Origin of the sequence: Caloramator fervidus, from assembly GCF_900108045.1 — a bacterium.
In the GTDB taxonomy this organism is placed as follows: Bacteria; Bacillota; Clostridia; order Clostridiales; family Caloramatoraceae; genus Caloramator; species Caloramator fervidus.
On the sequence record NZ_FNUK01000002.1, the window covers coordinates 1 to 25,661 of the forward strand.

The 25,661-nt window shown below is 29.7% G+C and carries 26 protein-coding genes; all 26 read left to right on the forward strand.

Features of this window, described 5'->3' with window-relative positions:
* The coding region (locus C4R78_RS01190) for an NADH-ubiquinone oxidoreductase-F iron-sulfur binding region domain-containing protein (RefSeq protein ID WP_146057654.1) at positions 1-770 on the forward strand (770 nt) is incomplete at its 5' end.
* Positions 771-785: 15 nt separating this feature from the next.
* Complete coding sequence (locus C4R78_RS01195) at positions 786-2,522, forward strand: NADH-dependent [FeFe] hydrogenase, group A6 (RefSeq protein WP_103895271.1); 1,737 nt, start codon at positions 786-788, stop codon at positions 2,520-2,522.
* A gap of 153 nt (positions 2,523-2,675) precedes the next feature.
* Positions 2,676-2,921: a TM1266 family iron-only hydrogenase system putative regulator gene (locus C4R78_RS01200; RefSeq protein WP_103895272.1), complete on the forward strand. Its 246-nt coding sequence runs from the start codon at positions 2,676-2,678 to the stop codon at positions 2,919-2,921.
* Positions 2,922-2,929: 8 nt separating this feature from the next.
* Entirely contained in the window at positions 2,930-3,961 is a 1,032-nt protein-coding gene (gene hydE / locus C4R78_RS01205) for a [FeFe] hydrogenase H-cluster radical SAM maturase HydE (protein WP_103895273.1), read from the forward strand.
* A gap of 11 nt (positions 3,962-3,972) precedes the next feature.
* Positions 3,973-5,388, forward strand: coding sequence for a [FeFe] hydrogenase H-cluster radical SAM maturase HydG (hydG, locus tag C4R78_RS01210; protein ID WP_103895274.1), 1,416 nt, complete (start codon positions 3,973-3,975; stop codon positions 5,386-5,388).
* Positions 5,389-5,399: 11 nt separating this feature from the next.
* Complete coding sequence (hydF, locus tag C4R78_RS01215; protein ID WP_103895275.1) at positions 5,400-6,593, forward strand: [FeFe] hydrogenase H-cluster maturation GTPase HydF; 1,194 nt, start codon at positions 5,400-5,402, stop codon at positions 6,591-6,593.
* A gap of 98 nt (positions 6,594-6,691) precedes the next feature.
* Positions 6,692-7,048, forward strand: coding sequence for a DRTGG domain-containing protein (locus C4R78_RS01220; RefSeq protein WP_423236627.1), 357 nt, complete (start codon positions 6,692-6,694; stop codon positions 7,046-7,048).
* Positions 7,048-7,473 carry an ATP-binding protein gene (locus tag C4R78_RS01225; RefSeq protein WP_103895276.1) on the forward strand — a complete coding sequence of 142 codons (426 nt, stop codon included), beginning with the start codon at positions 7,048-7,050 and terminating at the stop codon, positions 7,471-7,473. Before C4R78_RS01220 ends, C4R78_RS01225 begins: the two co-directional genes overlap by 1 nt.
* A gap of 10 nt (positions 7,474-7,483) precedes the next feature.
* The gene (locus C4R78_RS01230; RefSeq protein WP_103895277.1) at positions 7,484-8,722 is read left to right on the forward strand and encodes a [Fe-Fe] hydrogenase large subunit C-terminal domain-containing protein; all 1,239 of its coding nucleotides are present in this window, start codon (positions 7,484-7,486) and stop codon (positions 8,720-8,722) included.
* Positions 8,712-9,044: a DRTGG domain-containing protein gene (locus tag C4R78_RS01235; protein ID WP_103895278.1), complete on the forward strand. Its 333-nt coding sequence runs from the start codon at positions 8,712-8,714 to the stop codon at positions 9,042-9,044. Before C4R78_RS01230 ends, C4R78_RS01235 begins: the two co-directional genes overlap by 11 nt.
* A 2-nt stretch (positions 9,045-9,046) precedes the next feature.
* Complete coding sequence (locus tag C4R78_RS01240; RefSeq protein ID WP_103895279.1) at positions 9,047-9,766, forward strand: PHP domain-containing protein; 720 nt, start codon at positions 9,047-9,049, stop codon at positions 9,764-9,766.
* 192 nt (positions 9,767-9,958) lie between these two features.
* Positions 9,959-10,657: a 30S ribosomal protein S2 gene (rpsB, locus tag C4R78_RS01245; protein ID WP_103895280.1), complete on the forward strand. Its 699-nt coding sequence runs from the start codon at positions 9,959-9,961 to the stop codon at positions 10,655-10,657.
* 69 nt (positions 10,658-10,726) lie between these two features.
* A complete protein-coding gene (tsf, locus tag C4R78_RS01250) occupies positions 10,727-11,644 on the forward strand; it encodes a translation elongation factor Ts (RefSeq protein WP_103895281.1) in 918 nt (305 codons plus the stop codon).
* Positions 11,645-11,729: 85 nt separating this feature from the next.
* Positions 11,730-12,440 (forward strand): UMP kinase, encoded by a 711-nt coding sequence (gene pyrH, locus C4R78_RS01255; protein ID WP_103895282.1) that lies wholly within the window; start codon positions 11,730-11,732, stop codon positions 12,438-12,440.
* 16 nt (positions 12,441-12,456) lie between these two features.
* Entirely contained in the window at positions 12,457-13,011 is a 555-nt protein-coding gene (frr, locus tag C4R78_RS01260; protein WP_103895283.1) for a ribosome recycling factor, read from the forward strand.
* 29 nt (positions 13,012-13,040) lie between these two features.
* The gene (locus tag C4R78_RS09365) at positions 13,041-13,196 is read left to right on the forward strand and encodes a hypothetical protein (protein ID WP_159945763.1); all 156 of its coding nucleotides are present in this window, start codon (positions 13,041-13,043) and stop codon (positions 13,194-13,196) included.
* Positions 13,197-13,243: 47 nt separating this feature from the next.
* Positions 13,244-14,008: an isoprenyl transferase gene (locus C4R78_RS01270; RefSeq protein WP_103895285.1), complete on the forward strand. Its 765-nt coding sequence runs from the start codon at positions 13,244-13,246 to the stop codon at positions 14,006-14,008.
* Between the two features lie 14 nt (positions 14,009-14,022).
* On the forward strand, positions 14,023-14,814 hold the full coding sequence (locus tag C4R78_RS01275) for a phosphatidate cytidylyltransferase (protein ID WP_103895286.1): 792 nt from the start codon (positions 14,023-14,025) through the stop codon (positions 14,812-14,814).
* Positions 14,815-14,823: 9 nt separating this feature from the next.
* Positions 14,824-15,813 (forward strand): AI-2E family transporter, encoded by a 990-nt coding sequence (locus tag C4R78_RS01280; protein WP_103895287.1) that lies wholly within the window; start codon positions 14,824-14,826, stop codon positions 15,811-15,813.
* A complete protein-coding gene (locus C4R78_RS01285) occupies positions 15,810-16,955 on the forward strand; it encodes a 1-deoxy-D-xylulose-5-phosphate reductoisomerase (RefSeq protein WP_103895288.1) in 1,146 nt (381 codons plus the stop codon). Before C4R78_RS01280 ends, C4R78_RS01285 begins: the two co-directional genes overlap by 4 nt.
* A gap of 21 nt (positions 16,956-16,976) precedes the next feature.
* Complete coding sequence (gene rseP / locus C4R78_RS01290; protein WP_242971178.1) at positions 16,977-17,984, forward strand: RIP metalloprotease RseP; 1,008 nt, start codon at positions 16,977-16,979, stop codon at positions 17,982-17,984.
* A gap of 10 nt (positions 17,985-17,994) precedes the next feature.
* Positions 17,995-19,041: a flavodoxin-dependent (E)-4-hydroxy-3-methylbut-2-enyl-diphosphate synthase gene (ispG, locus tag C4R78_RS01295; RefSeq protein WP_103895289.1), complete on the forward strand. Its 1,047-nt coding sequence runs from the start codon at positions 17,995-17,997 to the stop codon at positions 19,039-19,041.
* Between the two features lie 23 nt (positions 19,042-19,064).
* A complete protein-coding gene (locus C4R78_RS01300; RefSeq protein WP_103895290.1) occupies positions 19,065-19,691 on the forward strand; it encodes a glycosyltransferase family 2 protein in 627 nt (208 codons plus the stop codon).
* Between the two features lie 12 nt (positions 19,692-19,703).
* Complete coding sequence (locus C4R78_RS01305) at positions 19,704-23,975, forward strand: PolC-type DNA polymerase III (RefSeq protein WP_103895291.1); 4,272 nt, start codon at positions 19,704-19,706, stop codon at positions 23,973-23,975.
* Between the two features lie 143 nt (positions 23,976-24,118).
* Complete coding sequence (locus C4R78_RS01310) at positions 24,119-24,574, forward strand: ribosome maturation factor RimP (RefSeq protein WP_103895292.1); 456 nt, start codon at positions 24,119-24,121, stop codon at positions 24,572-24,574.
* A 12-nt stretch (positions 24,575-24,586) separates the two neighbouring features.
* Positions 24,587-25,660 carry a transcription termination factor NusA gene (gene nusA / locus C4R78_RS01315; protein ID WP_103895293.1) on the forward strand — a complete coding sequence of 358 codons (1,074 nt, stop codon included), beginning with the start codon at positions 24,587-24,589 and terminating at the stop codon, positions 25,658-25,660.
* The last annotated feature ends 1 nt before the right edge of the window (position 25,661 follow it).

Here is a 25,661-nt window from a genome sequence, read left to right on the forward strand (position 1 = left end):
CAATAGGAACAGAAAAGAGCAAAGGGACGAAGGTATTTGCTCTTGGTGGAAAGATAACAAATACAGGGCTTGTTGAAGTTCCGATGGGAATAACATTAAGGGAAGTTATATATGAAATAGGTGGAGGAATACCAAACGGAAAGAAGTTTAAAGCTGTTCAAACAGGAGGACCATCAGGAGGATGTATACCAGCAGAACATCTGGATACGCCAATTGATTATGATACATTAACAGCTTTAGGTTCAATGATGGGATCAGGCGGTATGATAGTAATGGACGAAGATACTTGTATGGTAGACGTTGCAAGGTTCTATCTAGATTTTACAAGAGATGAATCCTGTGGAAAGTGTACTCCTTGTAGAATAGGAACTAAGAGAATGCTTGAAATTTTAGATAAAATAGTAGAAGGAAAAGGAACGCTTGAAGATCTAGATAAATTAGAAGAACTTGGAAAACAAATTAAAGCAACTTCGTTATGTGGACTAGGACAGACAGCACCTAATCCAGTTTTATCAACGCTTAAATATTTTAGAGATGAATATATTGCGCACGTAGTGAACAAGAAGTGTCCAGCAGGTGTATGTCAAGCCCTTTTACAATATACAATCATTGAAGAAAAGTGTAAAGGTTGTGGTTTATGCGCAAGACAGTGTCCAGTAAATGCAATTTCAGGACAAGTTAAGAGTCCATTTAAGATTGATCCAGAAAAATGTATTAAATGTGGTGCATGTATAGAAAAGTGTCCATTTAAGGCTATAGTTAAGAAATAGGAGGTGAAGACAATAATGGAAATGGTAAAGTTAACCATAGATGGAATCGAAGTAGAAGTGCCTAAAGGAACGACAGTTATTGAAGCAGCACGAAAAATAGGTATAAATATTCCAAGTCTTTGTTATTTAAAAGGGGTGAGTCATACTTCAAGTTGTAGGGTTTGTGTAGTTGAAGTTGGTCCAAGGCTTATAGCTTCATGTACTTTACAATGTGAAAATGGAATGGAAATTAAAACCAATACTCCAAGAGTTAGAGAGGCAAGAAAAACAGTAGTAGAACTTCTTTTATCAAATCATAAGAGAGAGTGTACTTCATGTGTTAGAAGTGAAAATTGTGAACTTCAAAGGTTAGCAAAGGAATTAAACATAAGGGATATAAGATTTGAAGGAGAAAGAATAAGTTATGAAATAGATCAATCTTCTCCTGCACTTGTAAGAGATCAAGAGAAATGCGTGCTTTGCGGAAGATGTATAAATACATGTAAAAATGTGCAAACTGTAGGTGCAATAGATTTTTCAAGAAGAGGATTCAAAACAAGAATTTCAACTGCATTTGATAAAGATATAGCAGATACAGTGTGTGTAAATTGTGGTCAATGTATAATGGCTTGTCCAGTTGGTGCTCTAACTGAGAAGGAAAATATAAAAGATGTATGGAAGGCACTTGCTGATCCAGAAAAGTTTGTTGTAGTTCAAACTGCACCTGCTGTAAGAGTAGCACTCGGTGAAGAGTTTGGAATGCCGATGGGAACAAGGGTTACAGGTAAGATGGTTGCAGCACTTAGAAGACTAGGATTTGATAAAGTATTTGATACAGATTTTGCTGCCGATTTAACTATAATGGAGGAAGGAACAGAATTCTTGTCTAGACTAGAAAAAGGAGAAAGACTTCCTCTTATGACAAGTTGTTGCCCAGGTTGGGTTAAATTTGTTGAACATTTTTATCCAGAGCTTATAGATAATTTATCAACTTGTAAATCACCACATGAGATGGAAGGAGCTTTAATTAAGCATTATTTAGCTGAAAAACTTGGCATAGATAAGAAAAATGTTGTGGTTGTTTCAATAATGCCATGTGTTGCTAAAAAGTTTGAAAGTCAAAGAGAAGAGCTTTCAAATGAAAATATACAAGATGTAGACTACGTATTAACTACAAGAGAACTTGCACAGATGATTAAAGAAGCAGGGATAGATTTTGTAAACCTTCCAGATGAAGAATTTGATAATCCACTTGGAGAATCAACAGGTGCAGGTGTTATCTTTGGAGCTACTGGTGGAGTTATGGAGGCAGCATTAAGAACGGTTTATGATATTCTTTCAGGACAGGATTTAGATTCAATAGAATATGTTCAAGTTAGAGGAACTGAAGGAATAAAGGAAGCAGAACTTACCCTACCAAATGGTAAGGTAATAAGAGTGGCTGTTGCACATGGTCTTGGAAATGCTAGAAAGCTTATGGAGGTTGTAAAGAGCGGAGAAAAACATTATGATTTTATAGAAGTAATGGCTTGTCCAGGAGGATGCGTAACAGGAGGAGGACAGCCAATAGTAGATTCAAAAACGTTAGCGTGCATTGATGTTAAGGCTAAAAGAGCAGCAGCAATATATGATGAAGATAAAGATATGCCAATTAGAAAGTCACATAAAAATCCATATGTAATAAAGTTATATGAAGAATTCTTAGGAAAACCAAATAGCCATAAAGCACACGAGTTATTGCATACTCATTATGTGAAAAGGGATAGATTTTAATAGGTATATCCGCTACAACAGTTTTTCTGTTGTGGGGGATTGAATTAAACTACCCGATTGCAAGGAGTTTTTCTAAGCAAGAGGGGAAGGTAAAATAGGTTATTTATACCTTCCAGCTTTTGCTGGAAGGTTTTTTTGTAAGGAGGTGTTATAGTGGAAAAAAGACTTGGAATTGTAGGTATAGTTATAGAAGATTTAGAAAAAGCGAGCAGTGTTAATTATATTTTACATGAATATAGTGATATTATTGTTGGAAGAATGGGTATACCATATAGAAATAGAGGTGTTTCTGTTATTTCATTAATTGTGGATGGAACAACAGATGAGATAAGTGCACTTACAGGGAAACTAGGAAAAATAAAAGGTGTTAGTGTGAAATCAGCATTAACTAAGAAATAGGTGATAAAATGAGAGAGTTATTGTATAGAATTGCTGAAGGTTATGTTCCAACTTTAAGTGAAATAGAAAATATATTGTCTTTAAATGAAGAAGATGCAGAGATTTTATTTAAGATTGCTGATGATATTAAAAAGTTATATTTTGGAAATTCAATTCATATAAGAGGTATAATTGAATTTTCGAATTATTGCAGAGCAAATTGCAAATACTGTGGTTTAAGGTGTAGCAATGATAAACTTATAAGATATCGAATGAGTAAGGAAGAAATTATAAATTGTGCTAAAGAAGCTATTGATGCTGGGTATAAAACTTTAGTTCTTCAATCTGGGGAAGATTTGTATTATACTAAGGAAATATTAGGAGATATAATTAAGTCTATAAAAGAATATGCTGATATTTCAATAACTTTAAGTATAGGAGAAAGAAAATTTGAAGATTATAAATATTTAAAAGAAGTAGGAGCGGATAGATTTTTAATGAAACATGAAACAGCAGATGAGTTATTATACAATAATTTACATCCACATTCTACTTTTAATAATAGAATGAGTTGTTTAAAAAATCTAAAACAACTAGGATATCAGCTAGGTAGTGGTTTTATAATTGGACTTCCTGGACAGACTCTTAGAACCATTGCAAAAGATATAATGCTTCTTAAGGAATTAGATGTTGACATGGCTGGAATAGGACCATTTATTCCTCATAAAGGTACTCCACTTGGGAGTGAAAAACCAGGAAGTGCATTTTTAACTGTAAAAGTTATAGCTCTTTCTAGAATTCTTTTAAAAAGGGTTCATCTTCCAGCAACAACTGCACTTGGAGTTTTGGATAAAAAATATAGAGATAAAGCTTTTTTTGCAGGAGCTAATGTTATTATGCAAAAAATTGAACCATATAACTATAGAAAACTGTATGAAATATACCCTAAAACTTTAGAAGACAAAAAAAGCATAAAGCAAGAAAGACAGGAATTAGAAATATACTTAAAAGGTTTAAATTTAGAGATATCAAATGATAAGGGAGATGCTCTTATTTTATAGGAGGTATAATTATGGAAACAGTAAGACAAACATTTATAAATGATAGAGAAATATTTGATATATTAAGTGAAGCTAAAATAAAGGCAAAAAATAAAGAATATGTAGTTAAAATATTAGAGAAAGCTGAAAAAGCAAAGGGGCTTGAACCATTAGAAGCTGCGGTATTGCTTAATGTCAATGATACGGGATATTTAAATAAGATTTTTAAGCTTGCAAAGTATATAAAAGAAAAGATATATGGAAGAAGAATAGTGTTATTTGCCCCTTTGTATGTAAGTAATTATTGTGTAAATGAATGTGAATATTGCGGATATAAATATTCAAACTGTAGTTTTAAAAGAAGGAAATTGACCATGGATGAGCTTATAGAAGAAGTTAAAGTTTTGGAATCTCTTGGACATAAAAGACTTGCTCTTGAAGCAGGTGAAGATCCCCAAAATTGTCCTATAGAGTATATTTTAGATTGCATAAAAACAATATATTCTATAAAATTTGACAATGGAAGTATAAGAAGAATAAATGTAAATATAGCAGCAACAAGTGTTGAGAATTATAAAAAACTTAAAGAAGCAGGTATTGGAACATATATATTATTTCAGGAAACTTACCATAAAGAAACTTACGAAAAAATGCATAAAAAAGGACCTAAACATAATTATGATTATCATACAACTGCAATGGATAGAGCAATGGAAGCAGGAATTGATGATGTAGGTCTTGGAGTTTTGTATGGACTTTATGATTTTAAGTATGAAACAGTTGCAATGCTTATTCATGCAAAATACCTAGAAAATAAATTTGGAGTAGGACCTCATACGGTTTCTGTTCCAAGGCTAAAAAAGGCTGAAGGAGTTGATTTAAATAAATTTCCTTATTTAGTATCTGATGAAGATTTTAAAAAGATTGTAGCAGTTTTAAGATTGGCGCTTCCTTATACAGGAATGATTTTATCTACAAGAGAGGAACCAAAGTTTAGAGATGAGGTAATTGCTCTTGGTATTTCACAAATAAGTGCTGGCTCATGTACAGGAGTTGGCGGATATGTTGAACATTATAAAAAACAACATAATGCAGATGAAAAACCTCAATTTCAAGTAGAAGATCATCGTTCACCTCTTGAGATCATAAAGAGCTTAATGAGGGGAGGATATATACCTAGCTATTGCACAGCATGTTATAGAGAAGGAAGAACAGGAGATAGATTTATGCGCCTTGCTAAAACAGGTCAAATAAACAATATTTGCCAACCTAATGCATTAATTACTTTAAAAGAATTTTTGATTGATTATGGTGATGAAGAGGCAAAAAAATTAGGTGATGAAATTATAAAAAGAGAACTTAAAGCAATTCCTAATGAAAAAGTAAGACAATTGACAATAAATATGCTTAAAAGAATAGAACAAGGAGAAAGAGATTTAAGATTTTAAGGAGGATTTTTATGATAGATACTCCAAAGGCGAATAGACTTCATATTGCAATATTTGGTAGAAGAAATGCAGGAAAGTCAAGCCTTATAAATGCTTTAACAGGTCAAGAAATTGCTCTTGTTTCAGATTATGCAGGTACAACTACAGATCCAGTTTATAAAGCTATGGAACTGTTGCCTATAGGACCTGTTGTAATAATAGATACTGCAGGAATAGATGACGAAGGAGAAGTTGGTGAACTTAGAGTAAAAAAAACAAAGGAAGTTTTAGATAAGACAGATCTTGCATTGCTTGTATTTGATCCTGAAAATACGGATTTTTCTATAGAACAAGAATGGTTTAACGCTTTGAAAGATAAAAAAATACCTACTATTGGTGTAATAAATAAGATAGATATACAAGATATAGATGAGAATAAATTAAAAAAATATTTTGATATTCCTTTTGTAAAGATAAGCGCAAAATTGAAAATGAATATAGGTAGACTTAAAGAAGCTATTCAGAAATATGCACCTGAGGATTTTGAAAAAAAGACTATAGTAGGAGATATTGTAAAAGCCAAGAACTTAGTTGTTTTAGTAGCTCCACAAGATATTCAGGCTCCTAAAGGAAGACTTATACTTCCTCAAGTTCAAGTAATAAGGGATATACTAGATAATGATGGAGTTGCGTTAGTTGTAAAGGATAGCGAGTTAGAGGATATATTAAATTCTTTAAATAGAAAACCAGATTTAGTTATAACTGATTCACAAGTGTTTAAGAAAGTAAATGAGACACTAGAAGAAGATATTCCTTTAACATCGTTTTCTATTTTAATGGCAAAATATAAAGGTGATCTTAATATATTGATAGAAGGTGCGAAAACAATAGATAATTTAAAAGATGGAGATAGAGTTCTTATTGCTGAGGCTTGCACTCATCATCCGCTTGAAGGAGACATTGGACGCGAAAAACTGCCAAATTGGTTGAAACAAAGGACAGGAGCTAAACTTGATATTAAAGTCATTGCTGGTGTTGATTTTCCTGAAGATTTAACATCTTATAAACTTATAATTCATTGTGGAGCATGTATGTTTAATAGAAAGCAAATGATGACTCGAATAATAAGAGCAAAAGAACAAGGAGTTCCGATAACTAATTATGGAATAGCAATAGCATATATTAATGGAATACTTGATAGAGTAACAAAAATGTTAATAAAATAAAATGGGCACTATAAAGGTGCCTTTTTTATTTTAGTAAAATTTATTGAAAAATATTCAAAAAAATTATAATATTAGAATAGAATTTATAGCGGGGGAATATGGATATGCAATTAAGCATGATTAAAGATTTGCTTAACGCTGAAGTTTTATGTAATGAAGATATGTTATGTATGGAAACTTTTAGTGCTTTTGCAAGTGATTTAATGAGTGATGTTTTGGCTTTAAGTTGTAAAGAAACCATATTGATTACAGGGCTTACTAATATTCAGACCATAAGAACGGCAGAGATGCTTGATATAAAGTGTATTATATTTGTTAGGAACAAAAAACCAGATAATAATGTTATACAGTTTGCAAAAGAGAAAGGGATATGTCTTTTAGCTACATCATATACTATGTTTACAACTTGTGGAATATTATATTGCAATGGAATAAAAGGAGCTGATATGTGCTAATGGAGGAATTACTTTCTGTAAAATATGATGTTATCAGTGGAGATTTTATAAGAGGCGGAGAGGCTTCAAGTAATTTAAAAAAGCTTTTAAATCAACTTGGAATACGTAGCGATGTTGTAAAAAGAATTTGTGTTGCATGTTATGAAGCTGAAATGAATATAGTTATACATAGTGTCGGAGGATACATACAGGCTAAAATTTATAATGATAGAATTGAAATTATAGCTTATGATAATGGTCCAGGTATTCCAGATATTGAACTTGCGATGCAAGAAGGTTATTCTACTGCATCAGAGATTGCTCGTGAAATGGGGTTTGGGGGAGGAATGGGACTTCCAAATATAAAAAGGAGTAGTGATGAATTCTATATAACATCTGAAGTAGGTAAATATACCAAGCTAAAGATAATAATTTATTTTGACTAAGGTGATTGTTATGAAACAACTATTTCATTCAGTTTCATTAATATCTGAAAAATGTATAGGATGTACTAAATGTTTAATGAATTGTCCTGTTGAAGCTATTAGGGTAAAAAATGGAAAAGCAGTTATCTATAATGAAAAATGTATAGATTGTGGGGAATGTATAAAAATATGTCCATATGGAGCACATGTGGCTGTTAAGGATTCATTAGATGATTTATCAAAGTATAAGAAAAAAGTTGTAATTCCTTCGGTTACTTTATATTCTCAATTTGGCTCTAAAGTACTTCCTTGTGATGTAAATGAAGCATTGTTAAAGCTTGGATTTGATGAAGTATTTGATATAACATTTGCTTGCGATATTGCAGCAGAAATATTAAAAAAGGATATAGAAAACGTAGTTAAACCAGCTATTTCAACATTATGTCCAACTGTTATAAGGCTTATAGAGACTGCTTATCCTAGCCTTATAAGTCATTTAGTAAAAATATTAACACCTATTGAAATTTCAGCATTTTTAATTAGAGAAAAGTATCAAAAACAAGGCTTAAAAAATGAAGATATAGGAGTTTTTTTCTTAACTCCATGTCCAAGTTGGGTTACAAAAATTAAGGAATTATCTAATAATGAAAATATAAAGATTAATGGTGCTATTCCAATAAGTGATATATATTCTAAAATGTTAAAATATATAAAGCATAGAGATACTAATGTAAACTATTATATTTCTAAGACAGGACTTTTATGGTCATATTCTGGAGGACAGTGTAAAGCAATAGATGTAGAAAATTCTATATCAGTTGACGGAATAAAAAATGTAATAAAGGTTTTAAATGATGTTGAAACAGGAAGATTAGATGATATTGATTACATTGAGGTTCTTGCATGTTCCAATGGTTGTGTTGGAGGACTTCTGCTTGTGGAAAATCCGTATAATGCAGAAAGAATAACAAAGATGATTATAAATAAAATAGACTTTACGTATAAAGTGTTTGATTTTAATAATATAAAAAATAAGCTAATAAATAATAAAGATAGAGAAGATAAAACATTAAAATTATCTTCAGATTTTAAAAGTGCCGTTGAAATGATAAAAAATATGAATAATATAATAAATATGCTTCCTGGAACAGACTGCGGCCTTTGTGGTTCTCCTTCCTGTAAAGCATTTGCCGAAGATGTTGCTAAGGGGCTTGCATGTATTGAAGATTGTAAATTTATAAGCAATGGAGGTAAAAAAGATGAAAGTTAAAGATATAGTAGATGCATTAAAATTAAGAGTTTTGGCTGGAGAAAAAGGGTTAAATAGAGAGGCTAATGGAGTATATACTTGTGATCTTTTGAGCTGGGTTATGTCTCATGGGAAGAAAAATAATGTTTGGATCACAGTTCAAATTCATCCTAATATTGTAGCAGTAGCTTCACTTTTGGAGTTTTCGTGTATTATTATACCTGAAAATATAAGTGTAGAAGAGACAACATTAACCAAGGCTAATGAGGAAAATATACCAATTTTGCAATCCAATTTAAATGCATATGAAATATGTGTTGAACTTAATAAGTTAGGTGTATAATTATGAAGGTATATTATGATTTTCACATACATTCTGGGTTGTCTCCATGTTCGGATGATGACATGACACCTAATAACATAGTTAATATGGCTAAAATTAAAGATTTAAATGTTATTGCTGTAACAGATCATAATACTTGCAAAAATGTTGAAGCTTGTATAAAAGTTGGAAAAAGGGAAGGTATTTTAGTTATTCCAGGTATGGAACTTCAAACAAAAGAGGAGACTCACGTGATATGTCTTTTTAACAATTTAGATTCTGCAATTTTATTCGATGAGTATGTATATAGTAAACTTCCAGATATAAGAAATAAACCTGATATATTTGGAAATCAAATTATATATAATGAATATGATGAAGTAATAGGCATAGAAGAAAAACTTCTTTTAAATTCTGTGGATTTAACAATTGATGAAGTTTTTTATAGAGTGAGAGAATTAGGTGGTATATTAATTCCTGCACATGTAGATAAAGATTCTTATAGTGTAATAGCTAATCTAGGATTTATACCAGATTACTTAGATATAAAAACAGTTGAATATACAAATCTTAAAAGATTGAATAAATTAATAGATGATAAAATTTTAAAAAATAATTATATTTTCATAAAAAATTCTGATGCTCATAGTTTAGGACAAATTTCAGAAAAGGAAAATTATATAGATATTGAAGTTTTGACGATGGAGGAAATAATCAGATTTTTAAAGGGCCTTAGATATTGATTTTAAGGCCCTTATATTAATTTTCAAATAAAATTTGTAGAAATGATTATATTCATGTTGTCAATTTTTAAAATATATGTTATACTACATAAGGTAATAATTACTCACGCCATTCGATTTTTAAAAGGGTGCCGTGAAGGCCTTTTAAGAAAATGAGAATGGCGGCGGAATAACCAAATGGAGGTGTATTAAATGTCAGTAATTTCAATGAAACAATTATTAGAAGCAGGAGTGCACTTTGGACATCAAACAAGAAGATGGAATCCAAAGATGGCACAGTATATTTTTACAGAAAGAAATGGTATTTATATCATTGACCTACAAAAGACTGTTAAAAAGATGGAAGAAGCTTACGAATTTGTAAAACAGGCTGCAGCTGAAGGAAAGGAAATACTTTTTGTAGGAACTAAAAAGCAAGCTCAAGATTCTATCAAAGAAGAAGCAACAAGATGTGGAATGCATTACGTTAATCAAAGATGGCTTGGTGGAATGCTTACAAACTTTAAGACTATTAAAACAAGAATTGAAAGATTAGAAGAGCTCGAAAGAATGGAACAAGATGGAACATTTGCATTACTTCCAAAGAAGGAAGTTATGAAGTTAAGACATGAAAAAGAAAAGCTTGAAAAGAATCTTGGCGGAATCAAAAATATGAAAAAACTTCCAGATATTTTATTTATAGTTGACCCAAGAAAAGAAAAAAATGCGGTTGCAGAAGCTAAAATTTTAGGTATACCAGTTGTAGCAATTGTGGATACTAACTGCGATCCAGATGATGTTGATTATGTAATTCCAGGTAATGACGATGCAATTAGAGCGGTTAAACTAATTACATCTAAGATAGCTGATGCAGTAATAGAAGGTAAACAAGGAGAACAAATGACTGAATAAACAAGGTAAGGGAAATTCCCTTACCTTTAACATAATTGTTAAGAATTCATTACATAAGGAGGAATATATATGCAAATAACCGCTAAAATGGTTAGTGAACTTAGAGAGAGAACTGGCGCTGGTATGATGGATTGTAAAAAAGCTCTTACTGAAGCTAATGGAGATATGGAAAAAGCTATAGAAATATTAAGAGAAAAGGGATTAGCAGCAGCAGCAAAAAAGGCTGGAAGGATAGCTGCTGAAGGATTAGTTGAAACATATATAACAGACGATGGAAAAAGAGGAGCTATTATTGAATTAAACTGTGAAACAGACTTTGTGGCTCAAAATGCTGATTTCGTTGCATTAGCTAAGAATATAGCAAAACATGTTGCTTTTTCAAATGCTAATACAGTAGAAGAAGTCTTAAATGAAAGCTTTATTGCAGATAATAGTGTAACAGTTAAGGATGCTATAACAGCTCTTATAGCAAAGCTTGGAGAAAATATGACTTTTAGAAGATTTGAAAGATTCGTAGCAAATGAAGGAGTTATAACTGATTATATTCATGGTGGCGGAAGAATAGCAGTTATGGTTCAATTAAATGGAAAAAATGAAAATATATTAAGAGAAGTTGCTAAAGAACTTGCTTTACAAATAGCAGCTGCAAATCCTTTATATTTAACTAGAGAAGATGTTCCAAGTGATGTTATTGAAAAAGAAAAAGAAATATATAGACAACAAGCATTAAATGAAGGTAAGCCTGAAAAAGTTATTGAAAAAATGGTTGAAGGTAGATTACAAAAATATTTCAAGGAAGTTTGCTTGCTTGAACAGCTTTGGATAAAAGATCAAGATTTAACTATAAAGAAATATCTTGAAGATAAGTCTAAAGAAGCAGGTAGTGAAATATCAGTTGTAAAATTCACAAGATTTGAAAAAGGTGAAGGAATAGAAAAGAAAGAAGAAAATTTTGCAGAGGAAGTTATGAAACAGGTTAGAATGTAAAAAAGAGAACACGATTGTGTTCTCTTTTTTTGAAAAAGAAGGATTTTGTATAATTATATAGAATTATTCTATTGGAGGTAAATTTATGAATACACCTAAATATAAAAGAGTAATGCTCAAATTAAGTGGTGAAGCATTAGCAGGTAAAACTGGGTATGGTTTTGATTTTGAAGTAGTAAAAAGAATAGCCTCTGAAATTAAAGAACTTGTGGAAATGGGTGTTCAAGTTGGAGCTGTAGTTGGTGGGGGAAATATATGGAGAGGTAGAAATGGTATAGGTATGGATAGGACTACAGCGGATTATATGGGAATGTTAGCTACATGCATTAACGCGATGGCGTTACAAAATATTCTTGAAAATATGGGAGTTGTTACGAGGGTTCAAACTGCCATAGAAATGAGGGAAATTGCTGAACCTTTTATAAGAAGAAAAGCAATAAGGCATCTAGAAAAAGGTAGAGTAGTTATATTTGCAGGTGGAACTGGCAATCCTTATTTTTCAACAGATACGGCTGCAGCATTAAGAGCTGCGGAAATTTGTGCAGAAGTTATATTGCTAGCTAAGAAAGTAGATGGAGTATACGATTCTGATCCAAATTTAAATCCTAATGCTAAAAAATTTGAAAAACTAACTTTTCAAGAGGTTTTAGAGAAAAATTTAAAAGTTATGGATTCTACAGCGACTTCATTATGTAAAGATAACAATATACCAATTATTGTTTTTGGCTTGGATACACCAGGCAACATAAAAAAAGCAATTTTTGGAGAACCAGTAGGAACTATAGTGTCAAATTAATAAGGAGGTTTAAAATATGATTAAAGATATTATAAAATCTCATGAGGAAAAAATGAAAAAAACTTTAGAAGTATTAAAGCATGAACTTCAAAGTTTAAAAGCAGGAAGAGCAAATCCAGCTATGTTAGATAAGATCACTGTAGATTATTATGGCACTCCAACTCACATATCTGCGTTAGCTACAATAACTGTTCCAGAACCAAGGATGTTATTAATTCAACCTTGGGATAAGAATGTTGTAAAAAATATAGAAAAAGCAATTCAAAAGTCAGATCTTGGCGTAAATCCTATTTCAGATGGTAATGTTGTAAGAATAGTTCTTCCGGAATTAACAGAAGAAACAAGAAAAAACTTAGTTAAGGTTGTTAAAAAACAAGGAGAAGATGCAAAAGTTGCAATAAGATCAATTCGTAGAGATGCTAATGAAAAAGTAAAAGCCCTTAAGAAAGAAGGAATATCTGAAGACGAGATAAAAAGAGCAGAGGATGAAATTCAAAAGTTAACTGATAATTTTATTAAGGAAATTGATAAACTTGTAGAAGCTAAGGAAAAGGAGATAATGACTGTATAATGGATGTAAGAAAATTTTTGGGGTTTGACTTGGAAAAGGTTGAAGAGATGCTTAAAAAGCATAATGTAAAATATAGAATATGTTATTTACTTTCTCCAAAAGGAAAGAAATTAGGAGAAGAAAAAAAGGTAATAAAAATAGAAGAAAAAGATGATGAATTTATTATTTATGTTTCTTATTTTTAAATCCCCTCATATAGAGGGGGATTTTTGCATTAGGAGGTTTAGAATTTATGGAATGGATATTAAATAAATTAAGAAAAAAAGATGAGAGTGATAATATTGACATAGATATGTCTAACATACCTCAGCATATAGCTATTATAATGGATGGAAATGGGCGATGGGCAAAAAGAAGGAATTTGCCAAGGACGATGGGACATAGAGCTGGGGTAGAAACTATTAGAGAAATAGTAAAAACTTGTTCAAAACTTGGAGTAAAATATCTAACTTTATATGCTTTTTCAACTGAAAACTGGAAAAGACCGAAGGAAGAAGTTAATGCATTAATGAATTTATTAGTTGAATATTTAAGGGGTGAAGTAGATGAATTAAATAAAAATAATGTCATAATAAATTGGATCGGAGATATATCGAAGCTACCTAGTATGTGTCAAGCAGAATTGATTAGAGCCAAAGAAATTACAAAAAATAATACGGGGCTTATGTTAAACTTAGCATTGAATTATGGTGGAAGGGATGAAATTAAAAGAGGAATAGTAAATATAGTAAAGGATGTAAAAGAAGGAAAATTAAATATAAATGATATAAATGAAGAATTGATATCAAGTTATTTAGATACATCTAAAATGCCTGATCCTGATCTTTTGATAAGACCAAGTGGGGAACTTAGAATTAGCAATTTTTTGTTATGGCAAATAGCTTATGCAGAGTTATGGTTTTCTGATGTTTTATGGCCAGATTTTACTAGTAAACATTTAATACAAGCTATTAAAGATTATCAGATGAGAGATAGAAGATTTGGTGGAATAAAATAAAAGAAGGTGATGTTATGAGTAAAAGAGTTATTAGTGCTTTAATTGCTCTTCCTCTTTTAATTGTTTTTACTATTTATGGAGGAATAATTTTTAAACTAGGGGTTTCAGCTTTAACTTTATTAGCACTTTATGAATATGTAAATGCTTATAAAAATACCAATTATAAAATTATAGTTCCTGTTTTTATTGCAATTTATTTTTTAAATTTAATTTTTATTTTTACAAATCAAGGACCTGAAAAGGACTTATTGTTGATAGTATTAGCAGTTTTAATAAGTATGGCAATTCCTATTTTTAATAAAGAATATAATGTTATTTCTTCAGCATTAACGTGTATTGGAATTGTATACATAATTGTTTTCTTTAATATGTTAATTTATGTTAGAATGGGAACTAATGGGCATAAATTTATTTGGTTAATATATATAATAGCATGGGCATGTGATACTTTAGCTTATTATTCAGGCAGTTTTTTAGGAAAACATAAATTATGTCCAGAAGTAAGCCCTAAAAAAACAGTGGAGGGGTCTATTGGAGGAATTGTAGGAAGTATATTAGGAGTTTTGATTTGGTGTTGGCTTAATAATGATTTAAAGCTTAATTTATTATATATGATAATTCTAGGAATTTTAGGAGGAATCATATCTCAAATAGGGGATTTATCTGCTTCACTTATAAAACGATATGTTGGAATTAAAGATTATGGAAATATAATGCCAGGACATGGGGGAATTCTAGATAGATTTGATAGCATACTCTTTATTGCACCAATAGTATATTATTATATAGAAAAAGTAATTTTTTAGGGCGATTATATGCAGGTGTTCAATAATAGTATACGAAGTAAAGTAATATTTTTAGGTATTATAATTTTATTTTTAAAGGTTTGTTCTATTTATTTTGGTCATTTATTGTTTGCAATTTTTATTTCATTATTATTACAGCCCTTCATAGAAATTTTAAGGAAGTTAAATGTTAATAAGACAACAGCCATCGTTTTAGTTTATAGTATTTTTATTTTATTAATGTTTTTTGTTATAAAATTTTTGGTAAGTTATGTTTATGAAGTAGTTGTAAATTTGTCAAATGATTTTTCTTATTATGCAAGTAACTTTCAAATTTTGAATGAAAAGTTTAATAATGCTATTAATTTGGGTAATGTTATAAATTATATCAAGGTAACATTAGATATGTTTAAAGATAAAATATTAAACTTAGTTTTAACTGCTCTGAATAGTTTTGCAAATGTTTTTTTGATAATTTTAATATCTTTTATAATAAATTATGATTTTGAAAAAATAAAAGAATATTTAAAAACTTTTATGCCAGATGATTTACAAATAGCGTTTTATAAAACTTATATATATTTAAAGAGTATGATTTTTATTCAACTGCAATTAGTAGTTATATCTTTGTTTTTTATGACAGTTTGTTTTCATTTATTAGGTTTTAAAGAAGCATTTTTATATGGGTTTTTTTGTGGTGTTTTAGATATATTACCTATTTTAGGACCAGCTTTATTTTTTATTCCATTAATAATTTATAAGTTTATTTTGAATGAAAAAATATTAGCCATAGGATTAATTTTGACATATGTAATAAATATTATGATAAGACAAATTTTAGAGGTGAAATTGATAAATATGAAACTTAAAATAAGTCCTTTAGCTATAATTTTAGTTCTTTATTTTGGATGGATAATATTTGGTTGGATAGGTATATTTGTTTCACCTATTTTGTATTTATTATCTTTAGAGATTTTTACGAAGGATAATTTATTTTCGAAAGGGGTATATTCTAAATGAAGGGATTATGCATATTAGGTTCAACTGGCTCTATAGGGACTCAAGCATTAGAAGTAGTAAGACACATGAAGGATGAATATAAAGTTATAGCAATTACAGCAAAAAGTAATGTAGAACTTCTTGTAAAACAAGCAAAAGAATTTAAACCTAAATATGTTGTAATAATGGATGAAGAAAAAAAGAAATACTTGGAAGATAAGCTCTGTAATATGGGTATAAAAGTATTAACTTCTTTAGAAGGCATGGAATATGTTGTAACATTAAAAGAAGTAGATATTGTATTAACTTCTGTTGTAGGGATGATAGGATTAAGACCTACAATTCAAGCTATAAGAGCAGGAAAAAGGATTGCATTAGCTAATAAGGAAACAATGGTAGTCGCAGGTGAAATAATTAAAAAAGAGTTAAAAAAGAGTAATAGTGAAATAATACCTGTAGATAGTGAACATAGTGCAATATATCAATGTATAGATGATAATGACCAAAAATCAATAAGGCGAATTATTTTAACTGCTTCAGGAGGTCCTTTTAGAGGTAAGAAAAAGTCAGAATTAATTAATGTTACACCTGAAATGGCAATAAAGCACCCTCGTTGGAATATGGGAAAAAAGATTTCAGTAGATTCAGCTACTTTAATGAATAAAGCATTAGAAGTGATAGAAGCTCATTGGCTTTTTGATATAGATTATGATAAAATTGACGTAATAATTCATCCACAAAGCATAATACATTCGATGGTAGAATATATTGATGGTTCTATTATTGCCCAGTTAGGTCCTACGGATATGAAAATTCCTATTAAGTATGCTTTAGAATACCCAAAACGTACAAAGGGAATTTGTAACTATTTAGATTTTAAAACTATTTCTGCTTTAACTTTTGAAGAAGTGGATTATGAAACTTTTGAATGTTTAAAATTAGGTTATGAAGCAGGAAAGATTGGAGGTTCAATGCCTTTGGTATTAAATAGTGCTAATGAAGAAGCAGTTAGGTTATTTTTAGAAGGGAAGATATCTTTCTTAGACATTCCTCAAATTGTTAAACATGCTATGAGAAATCACAAAGTCGAATATAATTTAAGCATTGAAAGAATTTTAGAGATTGAAAAAATTATAAGAGAATATGTAAATAGTATAGTATGATGTAATAGGAAGGTGATTAATTTGATAACATTATTAGCTTCTATATTTGTATTTGGACTCTTGATTACGGCTCATGAATTAGGACACTTTCTTTTAGCAAAATTAAATGGGGTTAAAGTATTAGAATTTTCTATAGGAATGGGACCTAGATTGTTTAAAATTAGAGGAGATGAAACTGTTTACAGTTTACGACTTTTACCAATTGGTGGCTATGTAAAAATGCTTGGTGAAGATGAAGAAAGTGATGATCCAAGAGCTTTCAGAAATCAAAATCCATGGAAAAGATTTTCAATATTAGTTGCGGGAGCATTAATGAATTTTATTTTAGCTATAATTTTATTTACTATTATATTTTATAATGTAGGGGTAACTACCCTTATTATAGAAAATGTAGTTAAAGATTTTCCTGCTTATCAAGCTGGAATAAGACCTGGTGATAAAATAATAGCTGTAAATGATAAGCCGGTAAGTACTTGGAATGAATTTATAGTTTTTATGTCTAATAATGGAAGTAATCCTTTAAAATTAACTATTAAAAAAGATAATATCATAACTGATAAAATAGTAAAACCTAAACTTGAAGAGAAAGAAAACAGATATATAATAGGAATATCTCCGCATGTAGAAAAAGGTAATATACTAATTTCATTAACAAATTCTATAAAAGAAACAACTAGTTCTATAAAACAAATGTTAATATATATTGGCAAGCTTATAACAAGAAAAGTGTCTACTGAGCAACTTGGGGGGCCAGTAGCTATAATAAAAATGTCTGGCGAAGCAGCTAAAATAGGCATTTGGAGTTTATTATATTTTGCTGGCTTTTTAAGTATAAATTTAGGGGTTATTAATCTAATACCTTTTCCTGCATTAGATGGTGGTTGGGTAGTAATTACTCTTTTTGAAGGTATTACTGGTAAAAAAATAGATGAAAATAAGATAGGATTTATTAACTTAGTTGGATTTACATTATTGATGTTACTTGCATTGATAGTAACATATAGAGATATTATGAGAATATTTTCATAAAGGTGATGTTATGCAAAGGAAAAAAACTAGAAAAATAAAAATAGGTAACATTTTTATTGGTGGAGATTCACCAATTGCTATACAATCAATGACTAATACCAAAACCATTGACATTAAAGGAACTATTGAACAGATAAAAAATTTAGAACATATAGGTTGTGATATAATAAGAGTAGCTGTTCCAGATGAAGATTCTGCTAAAGCTATAAAAGAAATAAAAAAATTTATAAATATTCCATTAGTTGCAGATATTCATTTTGATTATAAATTGGCTATAAAAGCAATACAAAATGGAGCAGACAAAATAAGGATAAATCCAGGAAATGTTGGAGGAATAAGTAAAATTAAAGAAATAATTAAGGTAGCTAAGGAATACAATGTTCCAATTCGAGTAGGAGTAAATTCTGGTTCTTTAGAAAAAGATATATTAGAAAAATATAAAAGACCTTGTCCAGAAGCTTTAGTAGAAAGTGCTATAAGAAATGTATGCATATTAGAAGATTTAGATTTTTTTCAAATTGTTGTTTCTGTAAAATCATCTAATGTAATTGAAACAATAGAATCTTATAAAATGCTTTCTTCAAGGCTAGATTATCCTTTACACATTGGAATAACTGAGTCTGGTACTATGTTAGCAGGAACCATAAAATCTTCAGTAGGTCTTGGTATATTATTATATGAAGGTATAGGGGATACTATAAGGGTTTCATTAACTGATGATCCTATAAATGAAGTTAAGGTAGCTAAAATTATCCTTAAATCATTAGGTTTAAGAAAAGGAATTGAAATAATTTCTTGTCCAACCTGTGGTAGAACAAATATTAATTTAATTGAGCTAGCTAATAATATAACAAAAGAAATTGAAAATATTGATAAACCCATTAAAGTAGCTATAATGGGATGTGCTGTAAATGGTCCTGGAGAAGCTAGAGAAGCTGATATAGGGATTGCTGCAGGTGTTGGTGAGGCTCTTATATTTAAAAAGGGTAAAATAGTAAAAAAAGTTCCTGAAGATAAAATTTTACAAGAGCTATTAAATGAAATATATAATTTTTAGGAGTTAGCTTAGGGGGATAAATTATGAAAGCTACTTGTGTGATACCTGCTTATAATGAAGAAAAAACCATAGGAAAAATAATAGATGTAGTAAAAAATATTAACTTAATAGAAAAAATAATAGTTGTTAGTGATGGTTCTAGTGACAATACAGCAGATATTGCAAAGGAAAGAGGAGCACATGTAATTGAGTTAGAGAAAAATTTAGGGAAAGGGGCGGCAGTAAAAGTTGGGATTGAAAACTCAGAAAGTGATGTTATACTACTTTTAGATGCTGATTTAATAGGTTTAAAGGAAAAACATGTTTATGACTTGTTGTTACCTATTTTTAGTGATGAAGCAGATATGACAATTGGTGTATTCGTTAATGGTAGGTTTGCAACAGATTTAGCTCAAAAGATTGCTCCATTTTTATCAGGACAACGAGGGGTAAAGAAAGATATTCTAAATAAAATTGATAAAATAGATATAACAAAATATGGAATAGAAATAGCATTGACTAAATATGCAAAAAAATATAATTATCGAGTAAGAAATGTTGAATTACCTGATTTAACCCATATAATGAAAGAAGAAAAATTAGGTTTTAAAGAAGGGTTTAAAGCAAGATTAAGAATGTATAAAGATATTATAAGATGTTTGAGGATATAGGATGGTGGTTTAATGTTAAAACCATTAAGAGATATTATTAATGATTCAAGTTCCATATATGATGACATTTATGTAAAAAAAATTATAATAAATAAAAAATTAGGTAAACTTGATGTTATAATAAGGGCTTTTAGAGATTTTGATGATGTAACTTTAGAATTAATAAAGGATTTTTTTAATAAGAAATTAGGTATCGTGCATGAAATAAATATATATCAAGAAAAAAATGATTTAGAAAACATAACTTTTAGTAAGGAAGACTTTAATAAGATAATAAGCGAAGTGTTTGAAAATAATCCTTCAATTATGGCTTTATTGATAAATAGTGAATATGAATATGATAATCAAAATTTAGTTATTAATGTTGATAATTATTTTTTATATAAATTATTAGTAAATAAAAAAGCAGATTTATATTTAAAAGACTTTATAAAAAAGTTTTACAATCAGAGTATTAATGTAATATTTAAGGTAAAAGAATTTGATATAGATAATTATAATCATGAAAAAGAGAAGCAAGAGAAGGAAATCATAAATAATATTTTAAATAGTGATTCTAAAGTAGAATCTAAAGAAAATAATATTAGTGATAATATAGACAAAATTAATAATGAAGATATAAATAATTCTAATTTAATAATTGGAAAAGAAATACTGCAACATCCTGTTAAAATAATTTCATTAAATGAAACATCTGGTATGGTTGCTGTTAGTGGAGAAATATTTAATATAGATTTTAAAGAAACAAAAAATGGTAAATTGATTGTTACTTTATATGTTACTGATTATACATCTTCTATTGCTGTAAAGATATTTGCAAATAGCAAAACAGGTGAACAACTAAAAAATAGATTAGACAATGGAATGTTTATAAAGGTTTATGGAGAAGTTGTTAATGATCCTTTCTTGAAGGAATTAGTTATTATGGCCAAGTCAATAGAAAAGGTAGAAAATCCAAAACGAATGGATAATGCGCCTGAGAAACGTGTTGAGCTTCATCTGCACACTCAAATGAGTGCAATGGATGGTGTATCGTCTGCTAAATCATTAATAAAAAGGGCAAAAGAATGGGGACATAAAGCAATAGCGATCACAGATCATGGTGTAGTTCAAGCTTTTCCAGAAGCTATGGACGCTGCTAAGGAAATGGGAATAAAAGTTATTTATGGTGTAGAAGGTTATTTAGTTAATGATGGAGAACCCTTAATATTAAGGCCAAATAAATATTCACTAGATTCTACTTTTGTAGTGTTTGATATTGAGACAACAGGCTTTAATGCTAATAAAGATGAAATAATTGAAATAGGAGCTGTTAAAATTAAGGATTTTAAAATAGTTGATAAGTTTTCTGCACTTATTAATCCAGAAAGAGAAATTTCTAAGGAAATAATTGAATTAACGGGGATTACTAACGAAATGATCAGCGATAAGCCAAGACTTGGTGAGGTATTGCCATTATTTTTAGAATTCATTGGAGATGCTCCTGTTGTTGCTCATAACGCTAAATTTGATACTAGTTTTATTCGTGAAAAATCTAAAAAATTAAATTTAAAGTTTGAAAATACAGTTATAGATACTTTAACTCTTTCTAGGTGGTTATTACCAGAGCTTAAAAAGCATAAATTAAATATAATTGCAGAATACCTTGGAGTAAAGCTTGAGAATCATCACAGAGCAGTTGATGATGCTGAAGCTACTGCTAATATATTTATTAAATTTTTAAATATGTTAAAAGAAAAAGGTGCAAATACAATTGAAGATATAAATAAATTATATGTATCCAGTTTCGATTATAAAAAAGCTGATTCATATCATGTTACAATTTTGGTAAAAAATTATACAGGACTTAGAAATTTATATAAACTTATATCTTATTCTCATCTTGAATTTTTTTATAAAAAACCTAGAATTCCTAAGAGTTTGCTTGAAAGTATGAGGGATGGATTAATTATAGGAAGTGCATGTGAGTCTGGAGAAGTTTTTCAGGCAGTTTTAAATGATTATAGTGAGCAAGATATAGAAAAGATAGTAAAGTTTTATGATTATTTAGAGATTCAACCTAGGCAAAATAATTACTTTTTAATAGAAAATGGAAAATTGAAAAGTGAAGAAGAATTACTGGAAATAAATAAAAAAATTGTAAAACTGGGTGAAAAATATAATAAGCTTGTTGTTGCAACGGGTGATGTTCATTTTTTAGAACCTCATGATGAATATTTTAGAAGAATACTTATGTATGGGCAAGGTTATAGCGATGCAGATAATCAAGCACCTTTATATTTTAAGACGACAGAAGAGATGTTAGATGAATTTGAATATCTTGGAAAAGAAAAGGCTTATGAAGTAGTAATCAAGAATACAAATATCATAGCAGATGAAATTGAAATTATAACACCTATACCAGAAGAAACATTTCCACCAAAAATTGATGGAGCAGAAGAAGAGATACGAAATATGACTTTAAAAAGGGCCCATGAAATATATGGTGAAGTTTTACCAGAGGTTGTTCAAAAAAGACTTGATAAAGAATTGAACTCAATAATAAACAATGGCTATGCAGTTATGTACTTAATAGCTCATAAATTGGTAAAAAAGTCACTTAATGATGGTTATCTTGTAGGTTCAAGGGGTTCAGTAGGATCATCATTTGTAGCTACAATGTGTGAGATTACGGAAGTTAATCCTTTACCTCCTCATTATGTATGTCCAAATTGTAAGCATTCAGAGTTTTTTACTGATGGAAGTGTAGGTTCAGGAGTTGATTTACCTGATAAAAAATGTCCAATTTGTGGTACTGATTATAATAAAGATGGTCATGATATACCTTTTGAAGTGTTTTTAGGATTTGAAGGCGATAAAGAGCCAGATATAGATTTAAACTTTTCAGGTGAATATCAGCCCATTGCACATAAGTACACAGAGGAATTGTTTGGGAAAGGTCACGTATTTAGGGCAGGAACAATAGGTACTATAGCAGAAAAAACAGCTTATGGTTTTGTAAAAAATTATTTAGAAGAGCATAATTTAAAAGTTCCCCAAGCTGAGATAGAAAGATTAGTTAAAGGTTGTACTGGAGTCAAAAGGACAACAGGACAACACCCAGGGGGTGTAATGGTTGTTCCAAGAGATAAGGAAATTTTTGAATTTACACCTATACAAAAACCTGCTGATGACATTGAAGCAGATGTCATAACCACACATTTTGACTATCATTCTATAAGTGGAAGATTATTAAAATTAGATATACTAGGACATGATGATCCTACTGTTTTAAGAATGCTTCAAGATTTAACAGGAGTTGATCCAAGAAAAATTCCTCTTGGAGATCCTAATGTTATTAAATTATTTACATCTACAGAACCTTTAGGTATAAATCCTGAGGATTTAAATTGTGAAGTTGGAACACTTGGTTTACCTGAATTTGGAACAAAATTTGTAAGACAAATGTTAATGGATACTCAGCCTAAAACTTTTGCAGAACTTGTCAGAATTTCTGGATTATCGCATGGAACAGATGTATGGCTAAATAATGCTCAAGATATTATAAAAAATGGGTATGCTACGTTAAAAGAGGTTATATCTACAAGAGATGACATAATGTTATATTTAATTTATAAAGGTTTAAATCCAAAACATGCTTTCAATATAATGGAAAGAGTTAGAAAAGGAAAAGGGCTTAAAGAAGAAGATATAGAAGAAATGAAAAAACATGGAGTTCCTCAATGGTACATTGATTCATGTAATAAAATAAAGTATATGTTCCCTAAAGCTCATGCTGTTGCATATGTTATGATGGCTGTAAGGATTGCTTATTTTAAAGTGTATTATCCTGAAGCTTTTTATGCCACTTATTTTACAGTTAGAGCAGATGATTTTGATGCAGACTTAATTGTAAAAGGAGAAAGAGCTATAAGAAATAAGATTAAAGAAATAGAAAGTCTAGGTAATAATGCTTCTCCTAAAGATAAAGGTTTATTAACAGTATTAGAAATAGCTCTAGAAATGTATCTTAGAGGTTTGAAATTTATTCCTGTAGATCTTTATAAATCAGATGCGGTTAAATTTTTAATAACTGATCAAGGAATTTTACCTCCTTTTAAAGCTTTACAAGGTGTAGGAGAAGCAGCTGCAAAGTCGATTGTGGAAGCAAGACAAAAAGGAGCTTTTCTATCAAAAGAAGACTTAAGGCTTAGAAGCAAGGTTTCAAAAGCAGTTATTGAGATATTAGAAAAACATGGGTGCTTAAAGGAGCTTCCAGAAACAAACCAATTATCTATGTTTTAAACTTGCAAAGTATTTAGTAAAATGTTATAATTGACCTTAGATGTTAATTATTTTTGGTAAAGAGTGGGCATCCCCCACTCTTTGTGTTTATGTATATCTTATGTTTTAATAACAAAAAATAGTGAAAAAGAAAGGTGGTTGTTATGAAGGTAGAGAAGATAGTTGAAATTGTTTATGATATAGCAAAACCTATTGTTGAAAGTTTTAATTTAGAATTAGTTGATGTTGAATTTGTAAAAGAGAATAATGAATGGTTCTTAAGGGTTTTTATAGATAAAAAAGAAGGTGTTACTATAGATGATTGCACTAATGTTAGCAGGGTTTTAAGTGATAAATTAGATGAAATAGATCCTATAAGTGTTAGTTATTATTTAGAAGTATCATCACCTGGAATAAACAGACCATTAAAGAGCCTAAAAGATTATGAAAAATTTAAAGGAAGAAAAGTAAAAATAAAATTATTTGAAGAAATCGAAGATAAGAAAGTTATTAAAGGTATTTTAAATGGTATTAAAGATGAAAAAGTATTGATTAAGATAAAAGATAATGAATTAGAAGTTGATTTTAAAAACATAACATCTGCTAATTTGGATGAATAAGGAGGGATTTTAGTGAATAACGTTGAATTAATTGAGGCATTAAATGAGATAGCTAGGGAAAAAGGAATAGATAAAGATTATATTTTTTCTGCATTAGAATCAGCATTAGTTTCTGCTTATAAAAAAAATTATGGAACTGCTCAAAATGTTAAAGTAGTTATTAATAGAGAAAATGGAGATATTCATGTTTATGCACAAAAGAAAGTTGTAGATGAAGTAAAAAACAATTTGCTTGAAATCAGTTTAGAAGATGCTAAGTCAATAAATCCAATATATAAATTAAACGATATTGTAGATATTGAAGTTACTCCAAAGGATTTTGGAAGAGTAGCAGCTCAAACCGCAAAGCAAAGTGTTATACAAAAAATAAAAGAGGCAGAAAGAGAAATATTATACAGAGAATTTGTTGAAAAAGAAAATGATATAATAACTGGAATGATTCAGAAAAAAGAAAGAATTAAAGATACTAATAAATATAATGTAATAGTTGAAATTGGAAGATGGGAAACTATTTTACCACCTTCAGAACAAATGCCAAACGATGATTATAGCCAAGGAGTAAGGATGAAATTTTACATAACTGAAGTAAAAAAGACAGGAAAAGGTCCAAATGTTATGATATCACGAACTCATCCAGGGCTTGTAAAAAGACTTTTTGAACTAGAAGTTCCCGAGATATTTAATGGAATTGTAGAAATAAAAAGTATAGCAAGAGAAGCAGGGTCAAGGAGTAAAATAGCAGTTTATTCAAGAGATGAGAATGTAGATCCTACAGGAGCATGTGTAGGGCCAAAGGGTATTAGAGTTCAAAATGTTGTTAATGAATTGAATGGAGAAAAGATAGATATAGTTAAATGGAGTAAGGATCCTGCAGAGTATATAGCTAATGCTTTAAGTCCAGCTAAGGTTATAAGTGTTGAAATTAATGAAGAAGAAAAAAGTGCAAAAGTAATAGTTCCTGATTATCAACTTTCTTTAGCTATAGGAAAAGAGGGACAAAATGCAAGATTAGCAGCAAAGTTAACAGGATGGAAAATAGATATAAAAAGTGAATCTCAGGTAAATAGTGAAAGTCTGGGAGAGTGAT